The 21207-nt window shown below is 68.0% G+C and carries 19 protein-coding genes and 2 pseudogenes; 6 read left to right on the forward strand and 15 right to left on the reverse strand.

Annotated features, from left to right (window positions below):
• Positions 1–87: 87 nt before the first annotated feature.
• Positions 88–930, reverse strand: a complete 843-nt coding sequence (locus ACIREE_RS41435; protein WP_404164599.1) for a helix-turn-helix transcriptional regulator — start codon at positions 928–930, stop codon at positions 88–90.
• A 200-nt stretch (positions 931–1130) separates the two neighbouring features.
• Here ACIREE_RS41435 and ACIREE_RS41440 point away from each other — a divergent pair, with 200 nt between their 5' ends.
• From ACIREE_RS41440 to ACIREE_RS41450, 3 genes are all read left to right on the forward strand, one after another.
• A complete protein-coding gene (locus ACIREE_RS41440; protein WP_404164632.1) occupies positions 1131–1352 on the forward strand; it encodes an Atu4866 domain-containing protein in 222 nt (73 codons plus the stop codon).
• A complete protein-coding gene (locus tag ACIREE_RS41445; protein ID WP_404164601.1) occupies positions 1349–2206 on the forward strand; it encodes an oxidoreductase in 858 nt (285 codons plus the stop codon). Before ACIREE_RS41440 ends, ACIREE_RS41445 begins: the two co-directional genes overlap by 4 nt.
• A gap of 410 nt (positions 2207–2616) precedes the next feature.
• Positions 2617–3165 (forward strand): DUF4262 domain-containing protein, encoded by a 549-nt coding sequence (locus ACIREE_RS41450; RefSeq protein WP_404164603.1) that lies wholly within the window; start codon positions 2617–2619, stop codon positions 3163–3165.
• 87 nt (positions 3166–3252) lie between these two features.
• Here ACIREE_RS41450 and ACIREE_RS41455 read toward each other — a convergent pair whose 3' ends face one another.
• The 4 genes from ACIREE_RS41455 to ACIREE_RS41470 form a co-directional block, all read right to left on the reverse strand.
• A complete protein-coding gene (locus ACIREE_RS41455) occupies positions 3253–3585 on the reverse strand; it encodes a transposase (RefSeq protein WP_404164605.1) in 333 nt (110 codons plus the stop codon).
• Positions 3582–4799, reverse strand: a complete 1218-nt coding sequence (locus ACIREE_RS41460; protein WP_404164607.1) for an ISL3 family transposase — start codon at positions 4797–4799, stop codon at positions 3582–3584. Before ACIREE_RS41460 ends, ACIREE_RS41455 begins: the two co-directional genes overlap by 4 nt.
• 704 nt (positions 4800–5503) lie before the next feature.
• Positions 5504–6307: a phosphatidate cytidylyltransferase gene (locus tag ACIREE_RS41465; protein ID WP_404164609.1), complete on the reverse strand. Its 804-nt coding sequence runs from the start codon at positions 6305–6307 to the stop codon at positions 5504–5506.
• On the reverse strand, positions 6304–8085 hold the full coding sequence (locus ACIREE_RS41470) for an aminotransferase class I/II-fold pyridoxal phosphate-dependent enzyme (protein ID WP_404164611.1): 1782 nt from the start codon (positions 8083–8085) through the stop codon (positions 6304–6306). The genes ACIREE_RS41465 and ACIREE_RS41470 overlap by 4 nt, the downstream gene beginning before the upstream one ends.
• Positions 8086–8535: 450 nt before the next feature.
• Between ACIREE_RS41470 and ACIREE_RS41475 the strand changes: the two are divergent.
• A pseudogene (locus tag ACIREE_RS41475) lies at positions 8536–9197 on the forward strand (M15 family metallopeptidase).
• 26 nt (positions 9198–9223) lie between these two features.
• Here the strand turns inward: ACIREE_RS41475 and ACIREE_RS41480 are convergent.
• A pseudogene (locus tag ACIREE_RS41480) lies at positions 9224–10338 on the reverse strand (IS630 family transposase).
• Positions 10339–10619: 281 nt separating this feature from the next.
• Positions 10620–11390 carry a CRISPR-associated protein Cas5 gene (cas5, locus tag ACIREE_RS41485; protein WP_404164613.1) on the reverse strand — a complete coding sequence of 257 codons (771 nt, stop codon included), beginning with the start codon at positions 11388–11390 and terminating at the stop codon, positions 10620–10622.
• Between cas5 and ACIREE_RS41490 the strand changes: the two genes are divergently transcribed.
• Positions 11310–11501 carry a DUF6417 family protein gene (locus ACIREE_RS41490; protein ID WP_404164615.1) on the forward strand — a complete coding sequence of 64 codons (192 nt, stop codon included), beginning with the start codon at positions 11310–11312 and terminating at the stop codon, positions 11499–11501. The two genes, cas5 and ACIREE_RS41490, sit on opposite strands and share 81 nt — an antisense overlap.
• A 75-nt stretch (positions 11502–11576) precedes the next feature.
• Here the strand turns inward: ACIREE_RS41490 and ACIREE_RS41495 are convergent, their stop codons facing one another.
• The 8 genes from ACIREE_RS41495 to ACIREE_RS41530 all read right to left on the reverse strand — a co-directional run bounded on the left by ACIREE_RS41495 (position 11577) and on the right by ACIREE_RS41530 (position 20256).
• Positions 11577–12875: a DUF2087 domain-containing protein gene (locus ACIREE_RS41495; RefSeq protein WP_404164617.1), complete on the reverse strand. Its 1299-nt coding sequence runs from the start codon at positions 12873–12875 to the stop codon at positions 11577–11579.
• Between the two features lie 54 nt (positions 12876–12929).
• Positions 12930–13634 carry a hypothetical protein gene (locus ACIREE_RS41500; protein ID WP_404164619.1) on the reverse strand — a complete coding sequence of 235 codons (705 nt, stop codon included), beginning with the start codon at positions 13632–13634 and terminating at the stop codon, positions 12930–12932.
• Entirely contained in the window at positions 13631–14950 is a 1320-nt protein-coding gene (locus ACIREE_RS41505) for an MFS transporter (protein ID WP_404164621.1), read from the reverse strand. Before ACIREE_RS41505 ends, ACIREE_RS41500 begins: the two co-directional genes overlap by 4 nt.
• Positions 14947–16203 (reverse strand): hypothetical protein, encoded by a 1257-nt coding sequence (locus ACIREE_RS41510; protein ID WP_404164623.1) that lies wholly within the window; start codon positions 16201–16203, stop codon positions 14947–14949. The genes ACIREE_RS41505 and ACIREE_RS41510 overlap by 4 nt, the downstream gene beginning before the upstream one ends.
• 77 nt (positions 16204–16280) lie before the next feature.
• Positions 16281–18182 carry a B12-binding domain-containing radical SAM protein gene (locus tag ACIREE_RS41515; protein ID WP_404164624.1) on the reverse strand — a complete coding sequence of 634 codons (1902 nt, stop codon included), beginning with the start codon at positions 18180–18182 and terminating at the stop codon, positions 16281–16283.
• Between the two features lie 555 nt (positions 18183–18737).
• A complete protein-coding gene (locus ACIREE_RS41520; protein ID WP_404164626.1) occupies positions 18738–18986 on the reverse strand; it encodes a hypothetical protein in 249 nt (82 codons plus the stop codon).
• 317 nt (positions 18987–19303) lie between these two features.
• Positions 19304–19792, reverse strand: coding sequence for a hypothetical protein (locus ACIREE_RS41525; RefSeq protein ID WP_404164628.1), 489 nt, complete (start codon positions 19790–19792; stop codon positions 19304–19306).
• 8 nt (positions 19793–19800) lie between these two features.
• The gene (locus tag ACIREE_RS41530) at positions 19801–20256 is read right to left on the reverse strand and encodes a DUF6228 family protein (protein ID WP_404164630.1); all 456 of its coding nucleotides are present in this window, start codon (positions 20254–20256) and stop codon (positions 19801–19803) included.
• A gap of 57 nt (positions 20257–20313) precedes the next feature.
• Here ACIREE_RS41530 and ACIREE_RS41535 point away from each other — a divergent pair, with 57 nt between their 5' ends.
• The gene (locus tag ACIREE_RS41535; protein ID WP_404164634.1) at positions 20314–21081 is read left to right on the forward strand and encodes a transposase; all 768 of its coding nucleotides are present in this window, start codon (positions 20314–20316) and stop codon (positions 21079–21081) included.
• The last annotated feature ends 126 nt before the right edge of the window (positions 21082–21207 follow it).

Below are 21207 nucleotides of genomic sequence, written 5' to 3' on the forward strand. Positions count from 1 at the left end.
GGTTCCAACTTCGGACCACGACGAGGCACCGGCACATCCGCAGAAGCAGTCATACACAAACTAACGACGGATCTCCGACGCGGGACACTAGTGCTCGGTGGCGGATTGCTGGCGGTCGGTGGCGTGGAGGCTGCCGAGCAGGGACAGTGCCTGACCGCTGAGGCTTGACGGCTCGGCGTGGTAGATCACCAGCTGCTGGCCCGGCGCTCCGCGGACGTCGAAGGTCTGGTAGGTCAGGGCGAGCGGTCCGACATCGGGGTGGAGGAGGTCCTTGGCGTCCCGGCTCTTCCCGTGGACGGCGTGCGAGGACCACAGAGCGGCGAATTCGTCGCTCTCGTCGCTCAGGGAGGCGACCAGGTCGTGCAGGCGCCGGTAGTGCGGGTCCAGGCCCGTGGCGTGACGCAGTCCGGCAACGACCGCCTCCGCAGCCCGCCCCCACTGGGTGAAAAAGCTGCGCGCGGCGGGGTCGAGGAACGTCATGCGGGCCATGTTGTCCATGCGCTCGAACGGGGAGAACAGTGCGTCGGCCAGCGCGTTCGAGGCCAGGAAGTCGTTGGCCGGGTTCAGCACGAACGCCGCGGCGCCCGGGTATCCGTCCAGCAGCTGCCGCAGCGCGGGGTTGACTGTTTCTCTCGGCTGGGGCCGCTCACCTTCCGGTGCGGTGCCGGCCAGCCGGAACATGTGCTCGCGCGCATGGTCGTCCATCCGCAGCGCGCTGCTGATCGCTTCGAGGATCTGCGGGGAAGGGCTGCGCTCGCGGCCCTGTTCGAGGCGCGCGTAGTAGTCGCTGTTCATGCCAGCCAGGACGGCGACCTCTTCGCGCCGCAGCCCCGCCACCCGGCGCGCACCGTAGGAGGCGAGCCCGACGTCATCGGGTCGCAGGCGGGCGCGGTGAGCGCGCAGGAAATCTCCGAGATCGTTGCTGGTCACCCCTCCAGGCTAAGCCGCACCCCACCCCTGGTGCCTGGGTGTGCCCTACCCAGGCACGACTCGTCCTGGATGCCCTTCCGCGGTCCGCGCAGGCTGGTGATCAGCACCCGCGAGTCGAGAAGGAGCACATGGTGAGAAAGCACTCGGCCCCGCCGCAGGAAGCCGCCGGGCGAGGGGACAGTGATGTGGACGTGGTCGGGATGTGGGTGACCGCGGACGGGCACATCCGGCAGGAGTTGCGTGCCGACGGGCGGTACGACGAGGCCCGCGGGACCCGCCGCAGTGCCTACACCGGCCGCTACACCGTGACCGGCAGCTACCTCTTCTACGTCGACGACACCGGCTTCACCGCCACTGGCGACATCCGCGACGGCGTGCTCTTCCACGAGCACCTCGTTCTGTATAAGGAGACCCAGGCATGACAGCCACCACCAAAACCATTCTGATCACCGGCGTCAGCAGCGGTCTCGGCCGGGCCTTCGCCACCGCCGCCCTGGCCGCCGGCCACTGCGTCGTCGGCACCGTCCGCAAGGACGCCGACGCGCAGGCGTTCACCGCCCTGCACCCCGAGCGCGCCCATGCCCGACTCCTGGACGTCACCGACGACGCCGCGGTCCTCGCCGTGGTCGACGAGGTGGAACGCTCAGTCGGGCCCGTCGACGTGCTGATCGCGAACGCCGGATACGGCCTGGAAGGCACCTTCGAGGAGACGCCCCTGTCCGACCTGCGCGCCCAGTTCGACGTCAACGTCTTCGGCGCCGCCGCCACCATCCAGGCCGTCCTGCCGTTCATGCGCGAACGCAGGCGCGGACACGTCCTGGCCGTCACCTCCATGGGCGGACTTGCCTCCTTCCCCGGCGTCTCCGCCTATTGCGGCAGCAAGTACGCCCTGGAAGGCATCCTCGAAGCCGTCGGCAAGGAAATCGCCGCCTTCGGGATCCACGTCACCGCCATCGAACCCGGTTCCTTCCGCACCGACTGGGCCGGCCGTTCCATGGTCCGTACGCCGCGCACCATCCCTGACTACGACGAGATGTTCGAGCCCATCCGTGCCGCCCGCCAGAGCGCCAGCGGCAACCAGCTCGGCAACCCCGCCAAGGCCGCCGCAGCCCTCCTGCACATCCTCGACGCACCGAACCCGCCGGCCCACCTCGTCCTCGGGTCCGACGCCCTGCGTCTGGTCCGGGCCGGACGCAAGGCAGTCGACCGCGACCTCGGTACCTGGGAGGAGCTGACCCTGTCCACCGACTTCACCTCCGCCGACGACGTGCCTTAAGGCGGCCGGGCGGACGCCAGCGGCAGTCCTTCCTGTGGACGGGCTCCTCGTGGAACACCACGGTCCTGCCGTCACTCGGCCTACGACAACCTCTGCCTCGACGACAGGCACCGGCTCGACGTCGATCACCTGGTCCCCCTCGCCGAGGCCTGGGCCTCCGGCGCCTCCACACCGACTGGGTCGCCACGAAGATGCGCTGGCAGCTCGTCATCGACCCCACGCAGAAGGCGGCGCTGGACAAAACTGGGCTCGTGCCCGAACGCGCCGGCAAAGTGGCTGTGTCACCTTCTCTGGGGTTCTGGCACAGATCTTGGGGAGCGGTCGCGGAGGGTGACGGTGTCGTTCGATTGGGGAGGGTGGTCACGAACCCCGGCCGTCGCCCTCCAACGCCCAACTCGTAACCTCCGCGCATGAGTGATGATCCGTTCCAGTGCCGATGCGTCCTCTGCCATGACTACGGTGACCGAGACGAAGCGGACCGCATGGATTTGACGATCATCGAGAACGTGCGGCAGCACGGATGGCACGTCGTGATGGTTCCCGAGGACGAGATCGGTCCTGGATTCGCCTACACGATCGGCCTCTTGCACACTCACGGCGCACCTGACCTCGCCATGTTCGGGCTCGATGTACACGCCATGCACCGCATGCTCAACAGGCTCGGAGCGAAGGCCGCCGCGGGCGCTGTACTGGCTGATGACCAGAGGCATCCCGACGTCGTCGAGGGTCACCAAGTCGCGCTCAGGCAGGTGGATCTCCGCTGGTACCGGACCTTCTTCGGGCGGGCCATCGGGTTCTATCGGAGGCCTCCTTTTCCTGTGCTGCACGTTGTGTGGCCCGACGTGGATGACCGCTTTCATTGGGAAGAGCAGGCTGAGGATAGGCATCGGGAGTCGCAGCCGCAGCTGTGGCTGCCGCCGAGTGAGCACCCTGTCGGGGTCTGGACGACCGATCTCTGACCTCGAACGTGCCGACCAGCGGTAGACCAACGCCGTCGCGCAGAGCTAATGCAGCAAGATCATTTTGCGAAGTAGTTCGAAGCCGGCTCAGCCGTAGAGCTGGCGCTTGATCTTCTTGATGCGGTTGACGGCGCCCTCGATACTGCCGGAACTCCAGTCGAGGGTGAGGCCGGCTGTCACGGCGTCGAGGTCCCGGAGCATGTGGAGTGCAAAGCCGGTGAGGCCGGGAAGTTGGCTGGCGTCGACTGCGTCGATCCAGGTGGGGAGGGTGGCGCCGAGGCGGTCGGTGAGTATCTCGCCGAAGTCCCGGACATGTCCGGCGGCTGTGTCCAGTTCGGGGCAGCGGGCCAGGACGTCCTTCAGGCCGGCCCGGTCTTCCTCGGTCAGGGTGGTGGGGTGCCGGGCGGGCCGGCCGGTCACTTGCCGCACTGTCGGTGGCCGGGGAGGCGCCTCGGACGTCCCACGCAAGGTGGCGGTGTGGGCGCGGACCATGCCGTAGGTGACAGGAGCGTGCTCGGCAACCAGCTCGCCGTGCAGTCGGGTGACGCTGGTGCACCCTGCGGCGAAGCGTCGCTCCAGGTAGGGCTCGTAGGGGTCGAGTCTGCTGGGCCGGGGCCGGTTCTCGTGGAGGTTTCCTGCCATCGTGCCGCGTTCGCGTACCGGAGCACGGTGTTGAGGCCCCAGCCCAGATGCCGGGCGATCGCCCGGCGCGAGTGGCCTTGTGCGAGCAGCTCGTGGACCAGTGCGTGTGCTGCCTTCTTCCGCTCGGCCCGCCGGCCGACGGGCTCCGAGTCGTCGTGCGGCCGGCCGGAAGCCAGCCGGGTGGCGACCGGCACCATGCCGTTGGACGAAGGGTTGCGCAGGCAGTCGAGATGGGCGGCGACACAGGTCTCCACGGCCCGGCCGAGGCCCTGCCACAAATGAAACCGGTGGGCGACCTGCAGAGCGTCGGGGGCACCGCGCCGGGCGCCCTCGGCGTAGGCGTCAGCCCGGTCCCGGCAGATGACCTCTACACCGGGGTGGCGGGTCAGCCAGGCGGCCAGCGGCCCGGCTTCACGTGTCGGGAGCACATCGACCACGCGATGGTCTTCGACGCTGGTCAAGACGGTGGAGTAGGTCTGGCCGCGACGGATCGCGAAGTCGTCCACACCCAGCACCCGCGGCGTGTTGAACCGCGGATCGGGCAGTGCCATGACCCTGCGTAACAAGGTCATCCTTCTCGCGCCGAAGTTCAGCCGGGCCGCCAGCCGGGCGCCGGCCCGTCCGGCCAGGGCGAGCCCCACTCGCTCCAGGGCGTGGTTGAGTCGCGTGGTGAACCGTGCGTGCGGGGCGGCCAGCCGGGAGAACGGCTCAGTGAACGTCCGGCGCGGGCAGTCCCCGGCTCCACAGATGAAGCGCCGAACCGTCAGCCGGATCCCAAAGCTCTGCTCAGCGAGCGGAAGGTCCCTCAGCCTGCGCTGGTAACGGTCGTGGACTCGGTCTGAGAAGCGGCCACAGTCCGGACATGTAGCCCCAGCTGTGCGGCCTCTCGCCATCACCTCGACCGCGCCGAACGCGGCCGTAACCGCCTCGACCTCCACATCGTCGATCCCGTCGAACACCAGCGAGTCCCAGAACGATGCATCGGTGAGCATGACCAGCACCATCACCGCCCGCAACCGACGGCAGCAGCTCTTGGCAGACACCTGAGGGAGCGTCAGTTCTGACCACCGGACGACACGGCGTACGCGGCCTCACGCGAACCCGACTCCCCACAATCGAACATCGAGGTAACGCTCCGCGACGGCGCCCCAAGATCTGTGCCAGAACCCGAAACTCACAGACATTCACAGACCCACCGGCCCATGAATGACATCCGAACCCATCGACAAACGGCACTCATCGAGAACTACGCAGCCAGCCCTCGCCAGCGCCAGCGCCAACGCACCCGCATTCGCCTGGCAGATGCTGCGCGGCACCCTCCTGGCACGTGCCCCCACCATGACGGCCACCCCGCCCTGGACGAGACCGCCTACGCCAGCCGGGCTCGCCGCGGGCACAGCGCGCACGCCGACCGGGTGCGCCAGCTGAAGGAAACGCTGCGCCTGTACGATGGGTGCGCCGGCTGCCGCCCCATCAGCCGGGTTCAACGCCAAAGCCTCCACATGCTTGCGGCGCCGGCTACACCGTCACCCGCAGTTGCCTGCAGTGCGCATGCTGCGTCCCGCGGAGCACTGCACCTTGGCCTGAACCGGCGTGCCAGATAAGGACCTGACACTTGGATGCGCGCGGCGGCCCGTGCCATGCCTCTCAAGGCTGGCGAGTGTCGGAGTGTCCCAGCACGTCCGCCTCGGCAGTCTCATCCCAGCAGAGTCATCATCACCACCGCTCCTATCAGCGAATCGATGCGGTCGAGGAGTCCTCCGGATCCTGCGAGCCACTGCCCTGAGTCCTTGGCGCCGGCGCCGCGTTTGACCAGGGACTCCAGCAGGTCGCCGGCTGGGCCGCCCACGGTGACGGCGATCGCTGCGGGCCAGGTCCACGCGGAGAGCAGGGCGAGTACGCTCAGTCCCGCCGCAGCGCCGCATAGTGTTCCACTCCACCGTTTGGCTGGGGACAGCGGTGACAGGTGGGGCCCGCCGAGGCGTTGGCCGGCGAAGAAGGCCACCACGTCGGCCACGGATACCGCCGCGAACAGTGCCAGCGCCACGGTCCCGAGCGGTGCCAGTGCCGCCAGTGTGCTGAGCCAGATGAGTCCGAGCAGGCTGGTGGTGAGCCGGTGCAGGCCCTGTTCGGCGTCGCCGGCCACGAGCGGTACGGCGGCCAGCGCGAGCGCACCGACGGCGCCCACCCGCCAGAGCTGGTCCGGCGCCCAGGCAGCGGCAAGGATCAGGCCCGGCACGGCGGTGGCGAGCACCGCCCGCTCGGCGCGGGGCAGGCGGGTCAGTGCGCCGAACTCCAGCACCGCGACTACCGCGACGATGCCGGCGAGCAGGGCGATACCGGGGCGCCCCCACCAGAACGCGGCGGTCACCACGGGCATACCGAGGGCCCACGCACACCACCGGATGAGCAACTCGCGGTGCCGGGACACTCCTACCGCCACGCCGCTCACCACCAACGCACCGCCCAGCCATGGTGCCAGTGAGGCCACCCCCGTCATCTGGCGACTTCGGCGGCACGGGCGGTTCCGAGCGGGGTGGCGGGGGTGGCGGGGGTGGTGCGCAGGGCGGTGAGGGCAGCCCGGTAAGCGGCGACGATGCGCGCGTTCTCCGCACGGTCGCGGACCGCGACGCGCACGGTGCGCTCCTCGTAGGCGGTGGAGAGCGGGGAGAGGTCGCGCAGATACACGTCGTGGCGTCGGCACTGTGCGACCAGTGCGGCGGCGCTCGGCCCGCCCGTCGGCAGGGTCAGGGTGAGGAAGTTCGCCACTGATTCCTCAACCAGGACGGAGGCGTCCACCCCGGCCAGATCCGCGGCGAGTTGTCGGCGCAGCCGGTGTGTGTGCGCCAGCCGGTCGGCGTAGTAGCCCGGGTCGCGCAGCGCTGCCACGGCGGCGAGCTGGGCCGGCAGCCCGACCGTCCAGGGCGGTGTCCACTGGCGTATCTCCGCCGCCGTTTCCGGCTCGGCGACCAGGTAGGCGGCGCGCACGCCCGACAGCGCGTACGTCTTCGACATCGAGGTGCAGACCACTGCCCGCGGGTCGGCCGCGGCGAACGGGGCGAGCGACTCTGCGGGATCGACGTAGCCGAGGTAGGCCTCGTCGATCCACCAGCGGGTCCGCACCGGCGCGGAGGCGATCACCGCGCGCAGCTCGGCGGCCGGCGCGTGGCGGCCGGTGGGGTTGTTCGGGTTGACCACGACCACGAGGTCGTACTCCTGGTTGGCGACGACTGCCGACAGCCGCGCCGGATCGATCCGCCAGTCCTCCTCGCGCCGCAGCCTGAACCGGTCCACGCGGCAGCCGATCACCCGCTCGGTGACATGGGCGTACTCGCCGTATCCGGGGTCCATCAGCAGGACCCGGCTCGCCGGTGTCAGCCACCGGCCGAAGGCCCTGAAGATCAGGTCGGAGGAGCCGGCCCCGGCTGCGAGCGTCTGTACGGGCAGGCCGCGGACGGCGGCGATCTCCGCGAGCAGGCCCTCCGCGCCGGTCGGCGGGGAGGTACGGGCAACCCACCCGGGATCTTCCGCGAGCACCGCGAGCGTCCCCGGGGCCGGCGCGAACCAGGCGTCGAGCACATCAGCCGCCACCACCTCGCGACGTCGGTCCAAGGTGCGGAAGTCCGTGCCGATCGCGGTGAACGAGGCACCGCCGTGCTCGCAGCCGTCCGGCCGGGGTGCGAACGAGGCGTCCAACTGCCAGTCCACCCCGGCCGCCAGTCGCGCCAGGGTCGCGGTATGCCGGAGGCCCAGGGTGCCCTGCGTCAGTTCCGCTACCTCACCGGTGAGAACCTCGAATGCGACCGCGCCGCTCTGCACGGTGCGGCCAACGGGTTGCAGGCCCGCCGCCCGGTACATGCTGACCAGGTCGGCGCGGCCCATCGCCACCACGCGCCGCCCGCCCCGGGATGCGGCCCAGCGCAGTGCCGCGTACATCAGAAGGGCAGCTGCCGCACCGGATCGCGCGTCGGGCTCTACGGTGAGCAGGCGCACCTCGAAGACATCGGCCTCGTCAAGGAGCGGCAGCTCCTCCCGGGTGAGGTACTTGTCGAGCCCGTACCGACCCGCCCAGGGCGGTGTCACGCTGACGAAGCCGACACGGACAGGGCCGCGGGCCGCGATCAGGTAGACGTTGTCGCCGTCCAGTCCGTCGACCAGCCGCCCCTCGGAATTGGGCGCGTGCTGGCCCAACTCCTGCGCGTAGACCCGGTGCCGCAGTTCGTAGATCCAGCCAAGGTCGTCCGTAGTGGCGGAACGCAAGGTCAGGGGACGGCTCATCAGGACCTCTTCGTAGGGGAGCGTGAAAAGTCAGTGTGTCGAGGGCAGAGCGGCGTCAGTAGGGGCGAGGACCTCAGTGGAGACGAGTACGCGTACTCAGGCGATCCGTCCGTTGTTGCGCTGTTGTACGCGCCGTCCGACTCCAGACACGTCGCTACAGACCGCCGGGCATCACGCGATTGCCCGCGCTGCGGGTTGCCGGATCCGAGCTCGTGACGTGGGGATCGCCGCCACCAGCAATGCGGGGCAGGTCGAAATGCAGCGAACGAGCTGACACCTCACCTCAAGGCTCTCGAGACCTCCGACGAAGGGCACTGCGTGCGAGCATGAACGGGTCGGCTCGCTGGCCCCCCCGTACCAGCGGGCCGACGCATGTCCTGACCAAGAGCCTCGCACTAGTGCCGTGACCGGGAAGGTTTCACCGGGTGAGTCCTGCGAGATGATCGCGTCATGAGTGAGATCGTCTTGATGTCAGATCCGAACGTTGCCGCTATACCCGTCGCGGAGTGCGGGGAACATCTCGTAGACGTCCGCCGAGACGGCTGGTTGCTGGTCGATTCACGCAAGCAGGATCCGGCAGATGTCTTCGCGTACCTGCGGATCGGTGTGCTGGAGCGGCTGATGAAGGCCCAGGCGCTGCTCCCGCAGGGCTTGCGACTGCTGTTTGTTGAGGGATACCGGCCACCCTCGCTCCAGCGCACGTACTTCGCGGACTACGCCAGCCAGCTGCAGGCCGTCCATTCCGACTGGTCCTCCCAGCAGATCCACTCGGCGGCGAGCCGGTACGTGTCACCGCCCGACATCGCCCCGCACAGCGCCGGCGCGGCCGTCGACCTCACCCTGGCCGATGCAGAGGGGGCGAGCTGGACCTGGGCACCCGGATGAACGCGGACCCCGAGGAGAGCGAGGGTGCCTGTTACACCCACGCGGCCAACATCGGCACGGAGGCCCGCGCCAACCGGAAGCTGCTGGGTTCGGTGCTCACCGCCGCGGGGCTGGTGAACTACCCCACCGAGTGGTGGCACTGGTCTTTCGGTGACCGATACTGGGCTCTGATCACTGGTGAGACTGCGGCCCTCTATGGCCCGAAGGAGATGACCTCGTCAGTCTGACCGGCCCGGCTTTGCCGGACGACCCATCACGCCGCAGCAGGGCGTCCGCCCCATCGGATGCCTTTCTCGCTGCGGATGCGGGCGCGTTCCTTGCGTTGGGCGGCCAGGACGCCCGGGTGGCGGGCGTTGGCGTTGCGCCAGCGCAGGTAGGCGTGCAGGGCGCGGGTCTGGACGGTGTGGTTGGGGTGGTTGGAGTTTGCGAGGGTGAACTGCCGCAGGGGCCCGAAGTGGGCCTCTATCGGGTTGGCCCAGGAGGCGTTGGTGGGTGTGAAGCACAGCTCGACCTTGTGTTTCTTCGCCCAGGTGCGGATCTTCGAACCCTTGTGCGCGGACAGGTTGTCCATGATCACGTGGATAGGGGCGCCGTCGGGACGGGCCGCCCGGATCGATTTGAGCGAAGCCAGGGAGTTCGCGGCCCCTTTGTGCCGGCGGTTGATACCCCACAGGGTGTCGTCGCCGACCGAGTAGCAACCGTGGAAGTAGGTCACTCCATGGGTGCGGTGGTAGGTCGCCGGGATGCGGTCGGGCTTGTCCTGCGCGGCCCAGCAGGACCCGCCGGTGGGGCGGATCCCCAGCGGGCCGAACTCGTCGAACGCGAAAACACGGTCGGGTAAGTGCTCCAGGACGTACTCGATGCGGTCCAGCTTGGCGTCACGATGGGGGTCGGTGGGCTCCTTCCACGTCTTGGTGCGCTGGAAGGTGACGCCACGTCGGGCGAGGAGGCAGTGCAGGGCCTCGCGGCCGATACGGATCACTCGACCGTGGACTTTGCGCAGGTAGGCGGCGGGTTTGCGGATCGACCAGCGGGTGAACGGTTGCCCGAGCTTGGCCGGACGCGTGGTTGCCGTCTGACGACAAAGTCCTCGTCGTCAGGACTGAGTTGGCGGGGACGGCCTCCCGCCCACTGAGGGTCCAGAGCGGCCAGGCCGATCTCGTTGAAGCGATGGATGACGTCGCGCACCGTGTCCTCGTCGGCCTGCACGAGTTGGGCGATGACCGGCACGCGATTCCCGCCGGCCGAGGCCAGCAGCATCATCGCGCGCCGATACCGCACCGAACTGGTGCTGCCCCGCCGCACGATCTGCTGCAGCCGCTGCCCCTCCTGATCGGTCAGCCTCCGGACTTTGACCGGCTCCGCCACCACGCCTCCATGCTTTGGATCGACTGTCACGCCCAACCAACCGGCCCCAGCCCCAACACGAGTAGAAACCCGGTGAACCTATCCGGCCAGAGCACTAGGTGTCCGGTGCGGCGGGCCACCAGTGCGGCCGCGTCGAGTGCCGCCCTCAGGTGCACCGTCAACCGCTCCGCGGATCGCCCCTTGCGGGCGCTCTTGGCCAGGATCGTGCGCAGTAGGCGCTCTTCTTCCACGATCAGCTTCTCCGAGGGCGGCAATGACGGGCGTGGTGACGACATCGGGTGCTAGGCCTCCGCGGTCGCGGGGTGCGTGGGCGGAAGCAGACTGACCGCCTGCCCGGCGGGGGTGCGGTAGCTGCCGGGCACGACGCTGGAGGCGGTGCCGGCGGCATCGTGGCGGTAGGTGCCCCACACCGTGCGCGTCCGGTCCAGCCGGATCGCGGTGGGCAGGCGCAGCGCGGTCCCGGCCGTGCCGGGCACGTCCTCGACGATCGCACCGCGCTGCTCCCCGGCGTCCCGGGCCGGCTCGACGGTGGCCAGGCGCAGGCCGACCAGGTCCTGGCTGCGGCCCAGGTGCAGTGGCCAGACGGGCCGGCGCAGGATGCCCTGCCACCACTCGGGCTGCTCGGTGATCCACGCCGTCAGGGCGGGGAAGGCCAGGAACTCGCGGTCTTTGGGGACCGGGGTGGTGGGACGCCCCTTGGCATCCAGGGGGTGGTAGGTCTCCAGGTCGATGCCGTGGCCCTGGGCGTGGAAGGCCATGGCGAACCGGAAGGTTGCCGGGATGTGCTGCCAGCCCCCGGCCGCGGCGGCGAGCATGCCGCCGACCGTGGACGGCGGTGGGCAGGGCAGCCCGACCTGCACGCCGGAGTACAGAGGGTTGCGGGACGTCCTCGTCGCTACACATGCCTCCATGCGGGTGGATGACCCCGCCCGCGTGCCCGTCGACCGCGGGCTGCGGCTGATGATCGGAGCATGAGCCACGACATCACCAGTCTCCTTCCCGCCCAGGACGCTGCACGCCGTCTGGAGATGCTCACCCTGGAGGAAGCCCATGATCTGCTGCGCCTGCTTCAGTTGATCGCGGGGGAGGGGTTGGAGGAGTTGTCGCAGGAGGCGGACTGGTTCGCCCGGGAGATCACGGCACGGACCCCGTCAGAGAACTGAGTAACCAGTACGTCCGTCTCACCACATAAGACACCTCTAAAAGCGGAGCGGTTCTGGCGGCCATGTGTGGGCCGCTCATGGCCGCCAGTAGCGGCCATCGGCTCGCACAAGCAGCTGCTCTTCTACTAGATAACGGCGCAACGCGGCCACATCTGGGTGGACTTCACGCAAAATTTCGTTGACTTCGACTTCCGGGTAACGCCGGTGCAGTTCGAAGAGTGGTACCAGCCCTTCGAGGAACGTTCTGCGCTTGCTGTGCTTTGAGGGGATGGAAACCGCCGGCCGTGGCCGCGGGCGGCGAAGCGCAGCGTGCCGCCAGACATCGCTGACGGCGGACCAGCGCCTGTCGGTGTAGACGACCAACTCTGCCTGTTCCAGGGTGCTGAGGGACTTCGCGCAGCGCCCGGGAGCCATCCCCAGACGCTCTGCGATGCCTTGCGTGGTGTCGGCTTGCAGGACGACGGCGCTGTAGACGGTGCGCCGGGTGACATCGGCCAGTGCCGCGAGGATGCCGCCCGCCGCGTCTGCCGTGTCGACAGACGTCTTTGCTGGGACCGAGCCCAGCTGGGGAGGCTCGGCGGAGTCGGTCTCACCCAGGGCCTTGAGTTCCTCGGGAAACGGAACCTTTCGGTCACGTTCCCCCGCACCATGCTTGCGCAGCAGCAGTAGGCCCGTCTGACGGTGTTTGTGAGGTTCGCTCAGCGCAAGCACGTCGAATTCGCTCGCGGGCACGGCGGCCTGCCGGCGCAGTTCCTGCAACAGCGGTGTAGGGACGACCCGGCACGCCACCCGGACGCCGCCTTCACCGACGTCTGTCTCGACCGTCGTGGCCAGATACGGCTCGTGCAGCACGACGGTGCCGCCAGGCGCCACCCGCGGCCACAGCGACGTGAGGAATCGGGCGTCGTCGGCCTGCGTGCCGGCATCGAGCCACACCAGGTCCAACGGCCCCCACGCGTCGAGCTCATGGTCTGCCAGGTCGAAGAAGTCCCGCTCGACGAAGGTGAGCATGCTGTCGAGGCCGAGCGAACAGGCGGTTTCCCGCACGTGATGCGCTGACGTACCCGGTACGGAGAAGTCGTCGACGACGAGGAGCCTCGGCGCGTAGTCGTCGAGCACGGAGCGCGGGTGCAACACCGACGCCCGTTCGTCCGCCGCGACCTGTCCGTGCACGATCTTTCGGTCCTCGGCGGCTTCAAAAAGGGCATCGCGCAGCCCGAGGAGGAGGTGCAGAGTCGAGGAACCAGCCCCCACTTCGACCACGGTGCGCGGACGCAGCATCCTGGCCAGTGCGCGCAGCGCAGGACCGGCGTTCTCGGTTCCCATGCCGGGGCGTGCAAGGGCGCTCAGCGCCTCGTCGGCCGGGTCGTGCATCGATCGTCCTCTCTCTACGGCTGTTCTCTCCTCGGCCGTCATGCCGTTGGGGCGTCAGGCACAGACAGCCCGGAGCATGCCGGCGGACAGTAGCCGGTCCGCCACGTCGTACAGCTTCGGGGGAAGCCGGTCGAGGACGATTCCGTCCTCATGCCCTGCCCACCGCCACAGCTGGAGTGCGGCCGCACCGACCTTGAGGAAGTTGCCCGTCGGGGTGTGCGCGAGGACGTGGCCACCGGATTGCTGCTTCACTGCCTGCACCCATGCCTCCTGGACCAGCATCCGCGGACCCTGCGACTCCTGCCGGTCCGCGTGCAGCACGTCGTTACTCAGCAGGCCGCATCGCATCATGCCCACCAGAACGTGGTCAACGGTTTCCTCCGGCTGCCCCCACACCTGGCGGATATCGGCGACCATGGCGCCGCGCAAGAGTAGGCCGCCGACCAGTTCGGGTACCTCGGCGAAGGCCGGCGGATGCGTTCCGAACAACACGGCCACGGCCCCCCCTGCGTGCAGGAACGGGACAGGCGTGTTCTGGATACGCACCCCGGGCGGCAGGCTGAGCCTGAGGCCGGCAGGCAGACGACGAGGCCAGGTTGCGCGGTCGATGGCCCGCAGAGCCGGCGGCGGTGTCAGTCTGACAGGGGCATCGTCGTGCTGCTCCGACCAGGCGAGTTCCCAGGCGAGCGGCAGCGTGGCTCCTGTCTGGGCGCAGAACCGGGGGATGACCGGATCGAGCTCGGTGCGTCGGCTGCTCATGGCGTACCTCTTTCCGATCCCTGACCGGCGGTTACGGACACGTCCTTGGCCGGCACCGGAGAAGGGGCCACTGCGCGCGTACGGAGCCAGCCGATCAGGCCGGCCAGGAAAGCGACGCCGCCGCCGGCGAGGATGCCCCAGCGGGCTCCCTCGGCAGGAGCGAGTCCCGCCAGGGCGAAGCCGACGGCCACCGAGCTCTGCAGCGTCGCCCCGTATGCGGCGCCGACACGGCCCCGGACATCTGCTGGGCAGTCGGCCATGACATACGTACGAAGCGCCACGTTCTGTACAGCGTTGGCCATGCCGCCGCACAGGAAGGCGGCCAGCATCAGGGGAACGACCGGATAGGCACCGGTCACCAGGTAGCTGAGGCCGACGACCGTCGCAGCTCCGACGGAGACGACGGAGGTAGGCCGCCGACCGAGCCGGCCCCGGAGAGTGAACGGCCCAAGCACCAGACCCACACTCCAGGTTGCCAGCAACACGCCGTAGACAGCCGTCCCCCCGGGAATGTCGTCGGCGAAGAAGGGCAGCAGCACGTTGACGACCGAGGTCGCCGCGACGGTGACCACGATCGTGGCGAGCGTCGCCCGACGCTGCGCCCCCGCCCAGAGAAGGGCAAGCCCGACCCGCAGGCCTCCCTCCGTCTTCCCTGGCGGCTGCGATCCGCTCGCGACCGCGTCGTCAGCTCCGGCGGCGACCGCGTCACAAACATCGGCTGTGCGCGCACGTTCCCGGGCCGTCACGATCAGCCACCGGCTGATCACCGGCACGGCCAGCAGGGCGAAGGCAAAGGTGCCCGCGTCGGCCGCCAGCGCCAGCCCGGTCCCGCCACGCGCCGTCAGCAGGCCCACCAGCAACGGGCCGACGATGTATCCCGCGTTGCGCACCGACTCCATGAGGCTGTTCACCCGCAGTTGGGCGGCGGAGGCCGGGAACAGTTGCGGTACGAGTGCCATCACACAGGTCTGGGCGACAGCACCGAGGGCGCCCAGCAGCAGCATGGTGGCGATGAGCAGCACCGCGCCGTCGGCGACCGCCGCGGCGGCTGCTGCGACCAGGCATTCCAGGGCCAGAGTCACCCCCAGGACCGCGTCCGGGCGGAAGCGGTCGACGATCCGTCCGATAGGGCCGCCAAGGGCGATGCCGGGAACCAGCCCGGCGAGCATCTGGGCCGACACCACCGATGTCAGCCCCGTGCGGTCGGCACCGCGCAAGGCCAGCGCCACCATGGCGACCTCGTCCCCCACCGTACTCACCAGCAGGGCGGCGATCACCATCAGTGTCGCCGCCCTGCCCTGCCGCAAGGAGGTCATCGACGCGGCTCCGTCTGGTGCGCGTGAGCGGACGCGGCGGCCTCGACACCGATGGCCTGCCAGCTTTTCAGCCTCAACAGCACGGCATGAAGCAGGGGTACGGCCGCGCTGTCCGCCCGACGCTCCCAGTCCGCAAGATCAAGCGTGTCTCCTGCGGCCAAGGTGGACACGGCCGCCTCGACCTGCGGGTGGTCGGCGACTTTCAGGGTGTGCCCCTGCGTGGCCACGGCGCGGCGGCCATCGGTGAGCAGCCGCTGTCGCACCACGATGTCCGCGTGTATCCGAACCCGGGCGTCGCGCGCTATGGGAGCGGGTGATCCGGCCGGTCGGCTCAGGCCCAGCCCGCCGGAAGTCACCGTACGCATGTGGTGCTCCCAGACGGCGTCTTCGACGCTGTCACCGGACAGTTCCGACAGGGCCGTGAGCGTGGCCGCGGCTGCGGCCGGAATGCCGTCGGGGGTCTGCGCGCCAGAGCCGGGCTCGTCAGCGCGTGTCCGTCCAAGAAGGCCGCCGACGGCACCGAGAACGAGAGCGGCCGGATCGCTCCTGGTGAAGAAGGCGATGTTGACGTTGACGGCCACGGCGTCGGGGGACTCGCCCACATGTAGTTGTTCGGAGGGGAAGTAGGTCAGCGCACCGGGCACGCCGACCAACACATGGGCCAAATCGCGAGCCGACGCATAGTCGGAGGTGTGCTGCGGGACGTCCCCGGCGCGCTCCGGCGGCCACGTGAGGAGGATCTTGCGACCGCGCAAGGTGAAACCGAAGTTCCCAGCGTGGTCGACGTGCACACCGACGTTGGTGGAGGCGTACCGGCCGATGAAGGTGTCCATGTCCACCCGGCCGGCGACACGTGTTCCCGTGTACCGGTAGACGTCGTCGGACAGTCGTTTGGCCCGGTCCCACATCAGCGCGTCGACCGCGTGCAGGCCGGATACGGCGACGCTCCATTCGTGCTCGCGCATCCGCTTGTCGACCCGGGCGGTGTAATCGTCCAGACAACGGTCCTCGGGCAGCGGGAGGAAGGGCCGCGTATCGATCGGCTGTGTCCGCCCGTCCACCGTCACGACGACCTTCGGAAGGCCCGACCCCTTCGGGCGGCCGGCTCCGTCGGCCGCCCGAACCAGGGCTCGCAGCAGATCTTCGTCACCGATGTCCAGTTGGACGGGGGCGGCAGGAAGGGAGAGCGGCTGCTGCTCCCAGTGACGGGAGGCGAACTCCTTCCAAAAGCGGTCCGTTTCGGCGCCTGCCACAGTGACCGGGTGGGGCAAGGGGGAACTCCTGTACTCGGGCCGCGTGCGCGGCAGGTTCGGTGGACTCGAGTGGACCATCAAAGGGCACGCTGTGCCGCAGCGGTCGGCAGAGGCAGCTCGAGAAGGTCGGGGTGGAGTGAGGCCACTGCGATCACATGATGCCTGGTTAGATCCTCCAGCAGCGGGCGCAGTTGCTGTTCCTGCAATCGGGAGCGGGCCGCCAGATCCGCAGCCGTCACGCCGTCGGTCGCGAGCAACCAGAGAAGTCGGCCGGCGGCGGAGACCCTGACTCGATTGCCAGTCTCCGGGGAGGTGAGCAGGCAGCTGCCATCGGCTCGGCTGTCCGTCACCTCGTGAGGATGAGCGGCGTACCAGAGCAAGCGATGCGCATGGGAGGCGGCGGCGACGGGTTCGAAGGTCACGGCCCCGTGAGTGGCGAGCCGCACCAGAGTGGTCGCGGCCATGGCGGTGGAACCGAAGCTCTCCCAGAGGTCCGCTACCGCATGGAACCGCCCGTCGAGCAACGGATGGCACTCCTGCGGTACCGACAGCAGAGCATCACTCGACGGCACGTGCAGCAGGATGCCCCGTCCGGTGGTCGACGGGCGGGCACGCACACCGTCCGCGAACCGCACCATGGTCACAGCATCCACACCGGGGTACGAGACAGCAGGCGCGGTCACCCGCCGCGCCGGCAGCTCTGCCTCGGCCATCGCCCAGAGGAACGACCACTCCTCCGCATCACCGATCCAGGTCCCCCGGTGGAACGCGGCTCCGGTGGACGTCTTCGGTCCACCGGAGGTGAGTCGGACAGCATCCTCTTGTGTGAGACCCTCGGCGACCGTGTAGTCAAGGTCAAAGGCTAGGTCCTCGTCCTTGCCCGGTGGAATCAACTCGACACCGAACAGATCGGGACGCTCACCCACCGGGGAGAGCACGTCCAGGATGAACGGCCCGTTGGCGGCCGTGGAGTACGGCACGCCGAACTCCTCCGTGGAGCGACGCAGTGTCTCCGCAGCGAACTCCTGGGTCCGCAGAGCCTCTTCTTCTGTCTCCCCGGGAAACCCGGTCATACAGAAGAGGTGGACAGGCACCTTGTTCCCCAAGAGTGCCTGGAGCGACGGCTCGATGTCCGCGACTTTGGTGCCCTTGCGCATCAGGTCCAGTACGCGTTGGTTGTACGACTCGAGGCCGAGGTCGAGACGGCGACACCCCGAGTCTCGCAGTGCCCTCGCCAGCTCGTCGTCAAGCCCTTTGCTGAAGCGTGTCTCCCCGTACCAGGCAAGCCTGTGACCGCCGTCGATGAGCTGCCGTGACACCCCGCGCAACGACGTGAGCGTCATGATCTCATCGACGAACATGAAAGTGTCGCTGCCGTGCTTGTCCGCGAGAGCAGCCATGTCGCGGACGACCTGGTCGGCGCGTCGGATACGGAACTTGTTGCTGGCGAAAGGGATCGAGCAGAAGGCGCAGTCCCAGGCGCAGCTTCTCGAAGCCTGAAGCGGCAGGACGGGGCCAGGCGCAAAGTATCGGTCGAGCGGCAGACCGTCGAAGTCCGGCGTGGGGAGATCGGCCACGTCCACCATGGCTGCTGGGGTACGTAGGAGCCCACCCCGGCCGTCGCGTTCCAGTAGCCCGGGGACGGCCCTGTCGTCGGCACCAGTGATCCGGTCGCACAGCGCGGGCAGCGCGTCCTCGCCCTCGTAGGACACGAACGAGTCCACATACTCGAAAAAGGGGTGCTCCTCCTGCCAGCGACTCACCATGCGCGTCGTGAGGTTACCGCCCATGACTACGTGCACGTCCGGTCGCCGGCGCTTGACGTGACGGGCTACGGTCAGGGCTGCGATCAACTGCGTATCGGCGGACACCGAAATCCCGACCACTGCCAGGTCGCTGTCCTCAAGCTCAGGAATTGGGCGGTGCTCAAGAGCCCATCCGTACACGTTGCGATCCGCTGATCGCGCTGCCTCCAGCACGGAACCCGAGTGTCGGTGAGAGAAAGAGGAGAAGTTCCCTCGGAGGTCGAAATTCAAACCAGGAAAAGAAGCGGAAACGCAAGCGAGTCCATTGCGTACAACGGTGGCCGCAGCGGTAAAGGCGCGCGGGTCCGTCAGAATGTCCCGGGACTTTAGTGCCGCTCGGGCACTGTCAATGCGAGCCGCCGTGTCACCGAATACGGTGAGTATCTCCTCGTGCGCTTGTCGCTCACTGCCGGCCATCTCGCGCAGGCGGTGTTCGGCCCGTGGCAGTAGCGCTTCCTGCCCTTCAGAGGAAAGCAGCCAGTCCGTTTGCTCGATGCTCAGATCAAGGGAGGATACCTGCCAGCCGTGCCGACGCATGACTGCAGCCAGGAGCGGAACCGCTAGGTGGGGTGCATAGACGTTCCAGATAGGCGGATTGACGAGAAGTATTCGAGGCTGCCGCATGTGAACTCTCGCGAAGGTTCGATGCCGTATGGGGAGTTGAGTGTGGCCGTCAGTGCGCGGACGGGGCGTGCTTCAGCCGATCAGACCGAACTGCACGGCTGCCGGTTAGTTGTTGCCGGACTCCTGCAGAAGGGCGTACTTGCTGTTGAGGCGGTTCGGAGCGATGGCTTCGACGGAGAGGGTCTCGTCAGCCTCGGCGAGAGAGAGGAGGGTGTCGATGTCGAAGTCCTGCGCGGTCTCGTGGTTCACGTTCATACGGATCTCCTGTTCCTGATGAATGATGTCCAGCGAAATTCTTCCACGGCCAACCCTCAACTCCCCGGCCATCCAGCGCAGCACCGAACGTAGCTCCATGATCGGTCCGCCACAAGATGTCGTCACCCTTACGGGCATGAGTTTCGGACATTCCCCCTCAGCTTTTTTCGGAGTCTGCTCCTGACTTCATCCGGCAAAGAATTAGAAAAAGTTGACATCGGCCTTTCTGTAAGGTTTTCTGTCGTTATGTCCAAAACTTCTTCCATCGTCACCCATTGCCAAATCCTTCGATATTTTTCTAACCTTTGATCGCTTGCGAGGTTTTAATGTCCTGTCTCAGTAGGAGTGGGCCATCGCGAGGCGGTGACCTGGAATGGTCCAGGTTGAGTGAGACGACAACGGCTGGGCCGTCTTACTCAACCTGAGCAGCGGGCGCCTGCGGGCCATGCGTCGTCGCGGCGATGGTGAACGTGCCAGAGGCGTCTGAGGGCTTCGAGCTCGGTTCGAGGGAAGTGCTCGCCCCATTTGCTGCGGTAGCCGCTCTCTCCGTAGGACCGAGCCACCTCGTCGAAGCAGCGGATCACAGCTCGAGCGACTGCGGCGACGGAGAGCTGGGCGGACCAGATCTCGGTGCCCTTGTTGTCGTGGTCGCTGCCATGACGCAGTTCCAGCACGCGGACCCAGACGTCCTCGCCTTCGCGATAGAAGATCCAGCGGTAGGCCGTTGGTTCGGCCTCGAACTGCGCGTGGGTCTCCGTCTCGCCGGCGACGAGCCGGGCCGCCGCCGTCAGAAACTCCTCGGGCGCATTGGTGATGTAGGACGCGGTGAACTCCGCCTTCGCCTGTTGGTCCTCAACAGTGCAGTCCGCCCACCCATGTGCCCCCAGGGCCCAGGTGATGCGCATGCCGGATATCACTGCGACTCCTCGGCGAAGAAGTGCTGGATATCGGCCGCCAGAGAGGACATCTGCTCTCCGGCCTCCAACCAGGTGGTCACCGAAGCGGTCCATCCTCCCGCGACGTCCGGCCAGGGGCGCAACGTCCAGGTCAGTCCGATGCTGCCACCGGACCGAAAGACGGCCGACACTGCCAAATCCCCGTCGTACGTTTTCCAGGTCCGCTCGCCCTCCCAGCCCTGAAAATCTGCGGCCAGCTCGGAGATAAAGGCCGCGAGATCGGCATCCCAGATCCAGGCCACGACCTCGTCAATGCGTGCGGTCAAGCCGGGAGCCCAGGCCTCGACCACGTATTGCACGCAGCCTTCGTCGAACGGCTGCGTTTCGCTGAGACGCACTCCGACGGCCGCGTTGTCCATGGAGCGCATGGTCACGTCAGGCTTGTCGTCGATGGCGCCGTCCGAGGAGGTCATGGGCGAACGCTAGAGGTTGTCCTGTAACTCATGCGGTTGCTGGGGCGTTGACTGGTCATCGGTGGGGTGATGTCAGCAGATGATCCGAAGTGGATCGAGCCGTTCACCGGGCTGAGTCCGGCACAGTTCAACCGGCTGGTCGCGCTGGTGCGACGTCGTGGCGGCGATGTGCAGCGGGGCCGGCCGTGGCGATTGCCGCTGGAAGACCGGGTGTTGTTCGTGGCCACCTACTGGCGCACAAACTTGACGCTGCGGCAGGTTGCCCCGTTGTTCGGGATCTCGAAGTCGGCCGCGGACCGGATCCTGGACCACCTCGCGCCGCTGCCGGCGATCTCACCGGCCCGCCGCAAGCGCGAGGACACCGTCTACATCGTCGACGGCACCCTGGTCCCCACCCGGGACCGCAGCATCGCCGCCTCCAGCAAGAACTACCGGTACTCGACGAACCTGCAGGTCGTCATCGACGCCAACAGCCGCCTGGCCGTGGCCGTCGGCGAACCCCTGCCCGGCAGCCGCAACGACTGCCGGGCCTTCACCGAATCCGGCGTCGACATCGCCTGCCGCGGCGTCCCCGTGATCGCCGATGGCGGCTACCAGGGCACCAGCCTGCTCATCCCTCACCGCCGTCGACGCGGTCAACAAGCCCTGAGCCCGCAGCAGGAAGTCGAGAACAAGGTGCACCGCAAGGCCCGCGCCCGCGTCGAGCACGCCCTGTCCCGGCTGAAGAACTGGAAGATCCTGCGGGACTGCCGCCTCAAGGGCAGCGGCGTTCACCAGGCCATCCTCGGCATCGCACGCCTCCACAACATGGCCCTCACCGGATAACTCCCGCCCCATACGGGACAGCCTTTAGACGCAATGCCGTTGTCTTAGCTGCTCGGCGTAGGCTTCTGCGTACTGCTCCCGGGGGTGGTGCCGGTGTCTGCGAGCGTTTCTGAATTATCGGGTCTC

The organism is Streptomyces sp. NPDC102467 (assembly GCF_044765445.1).
Taxonomy (GTDB): Bacteria; Actinomycetota; Actinomycetes; order Streptomycetales; family Streptomycetaceae; genus Streptomyces.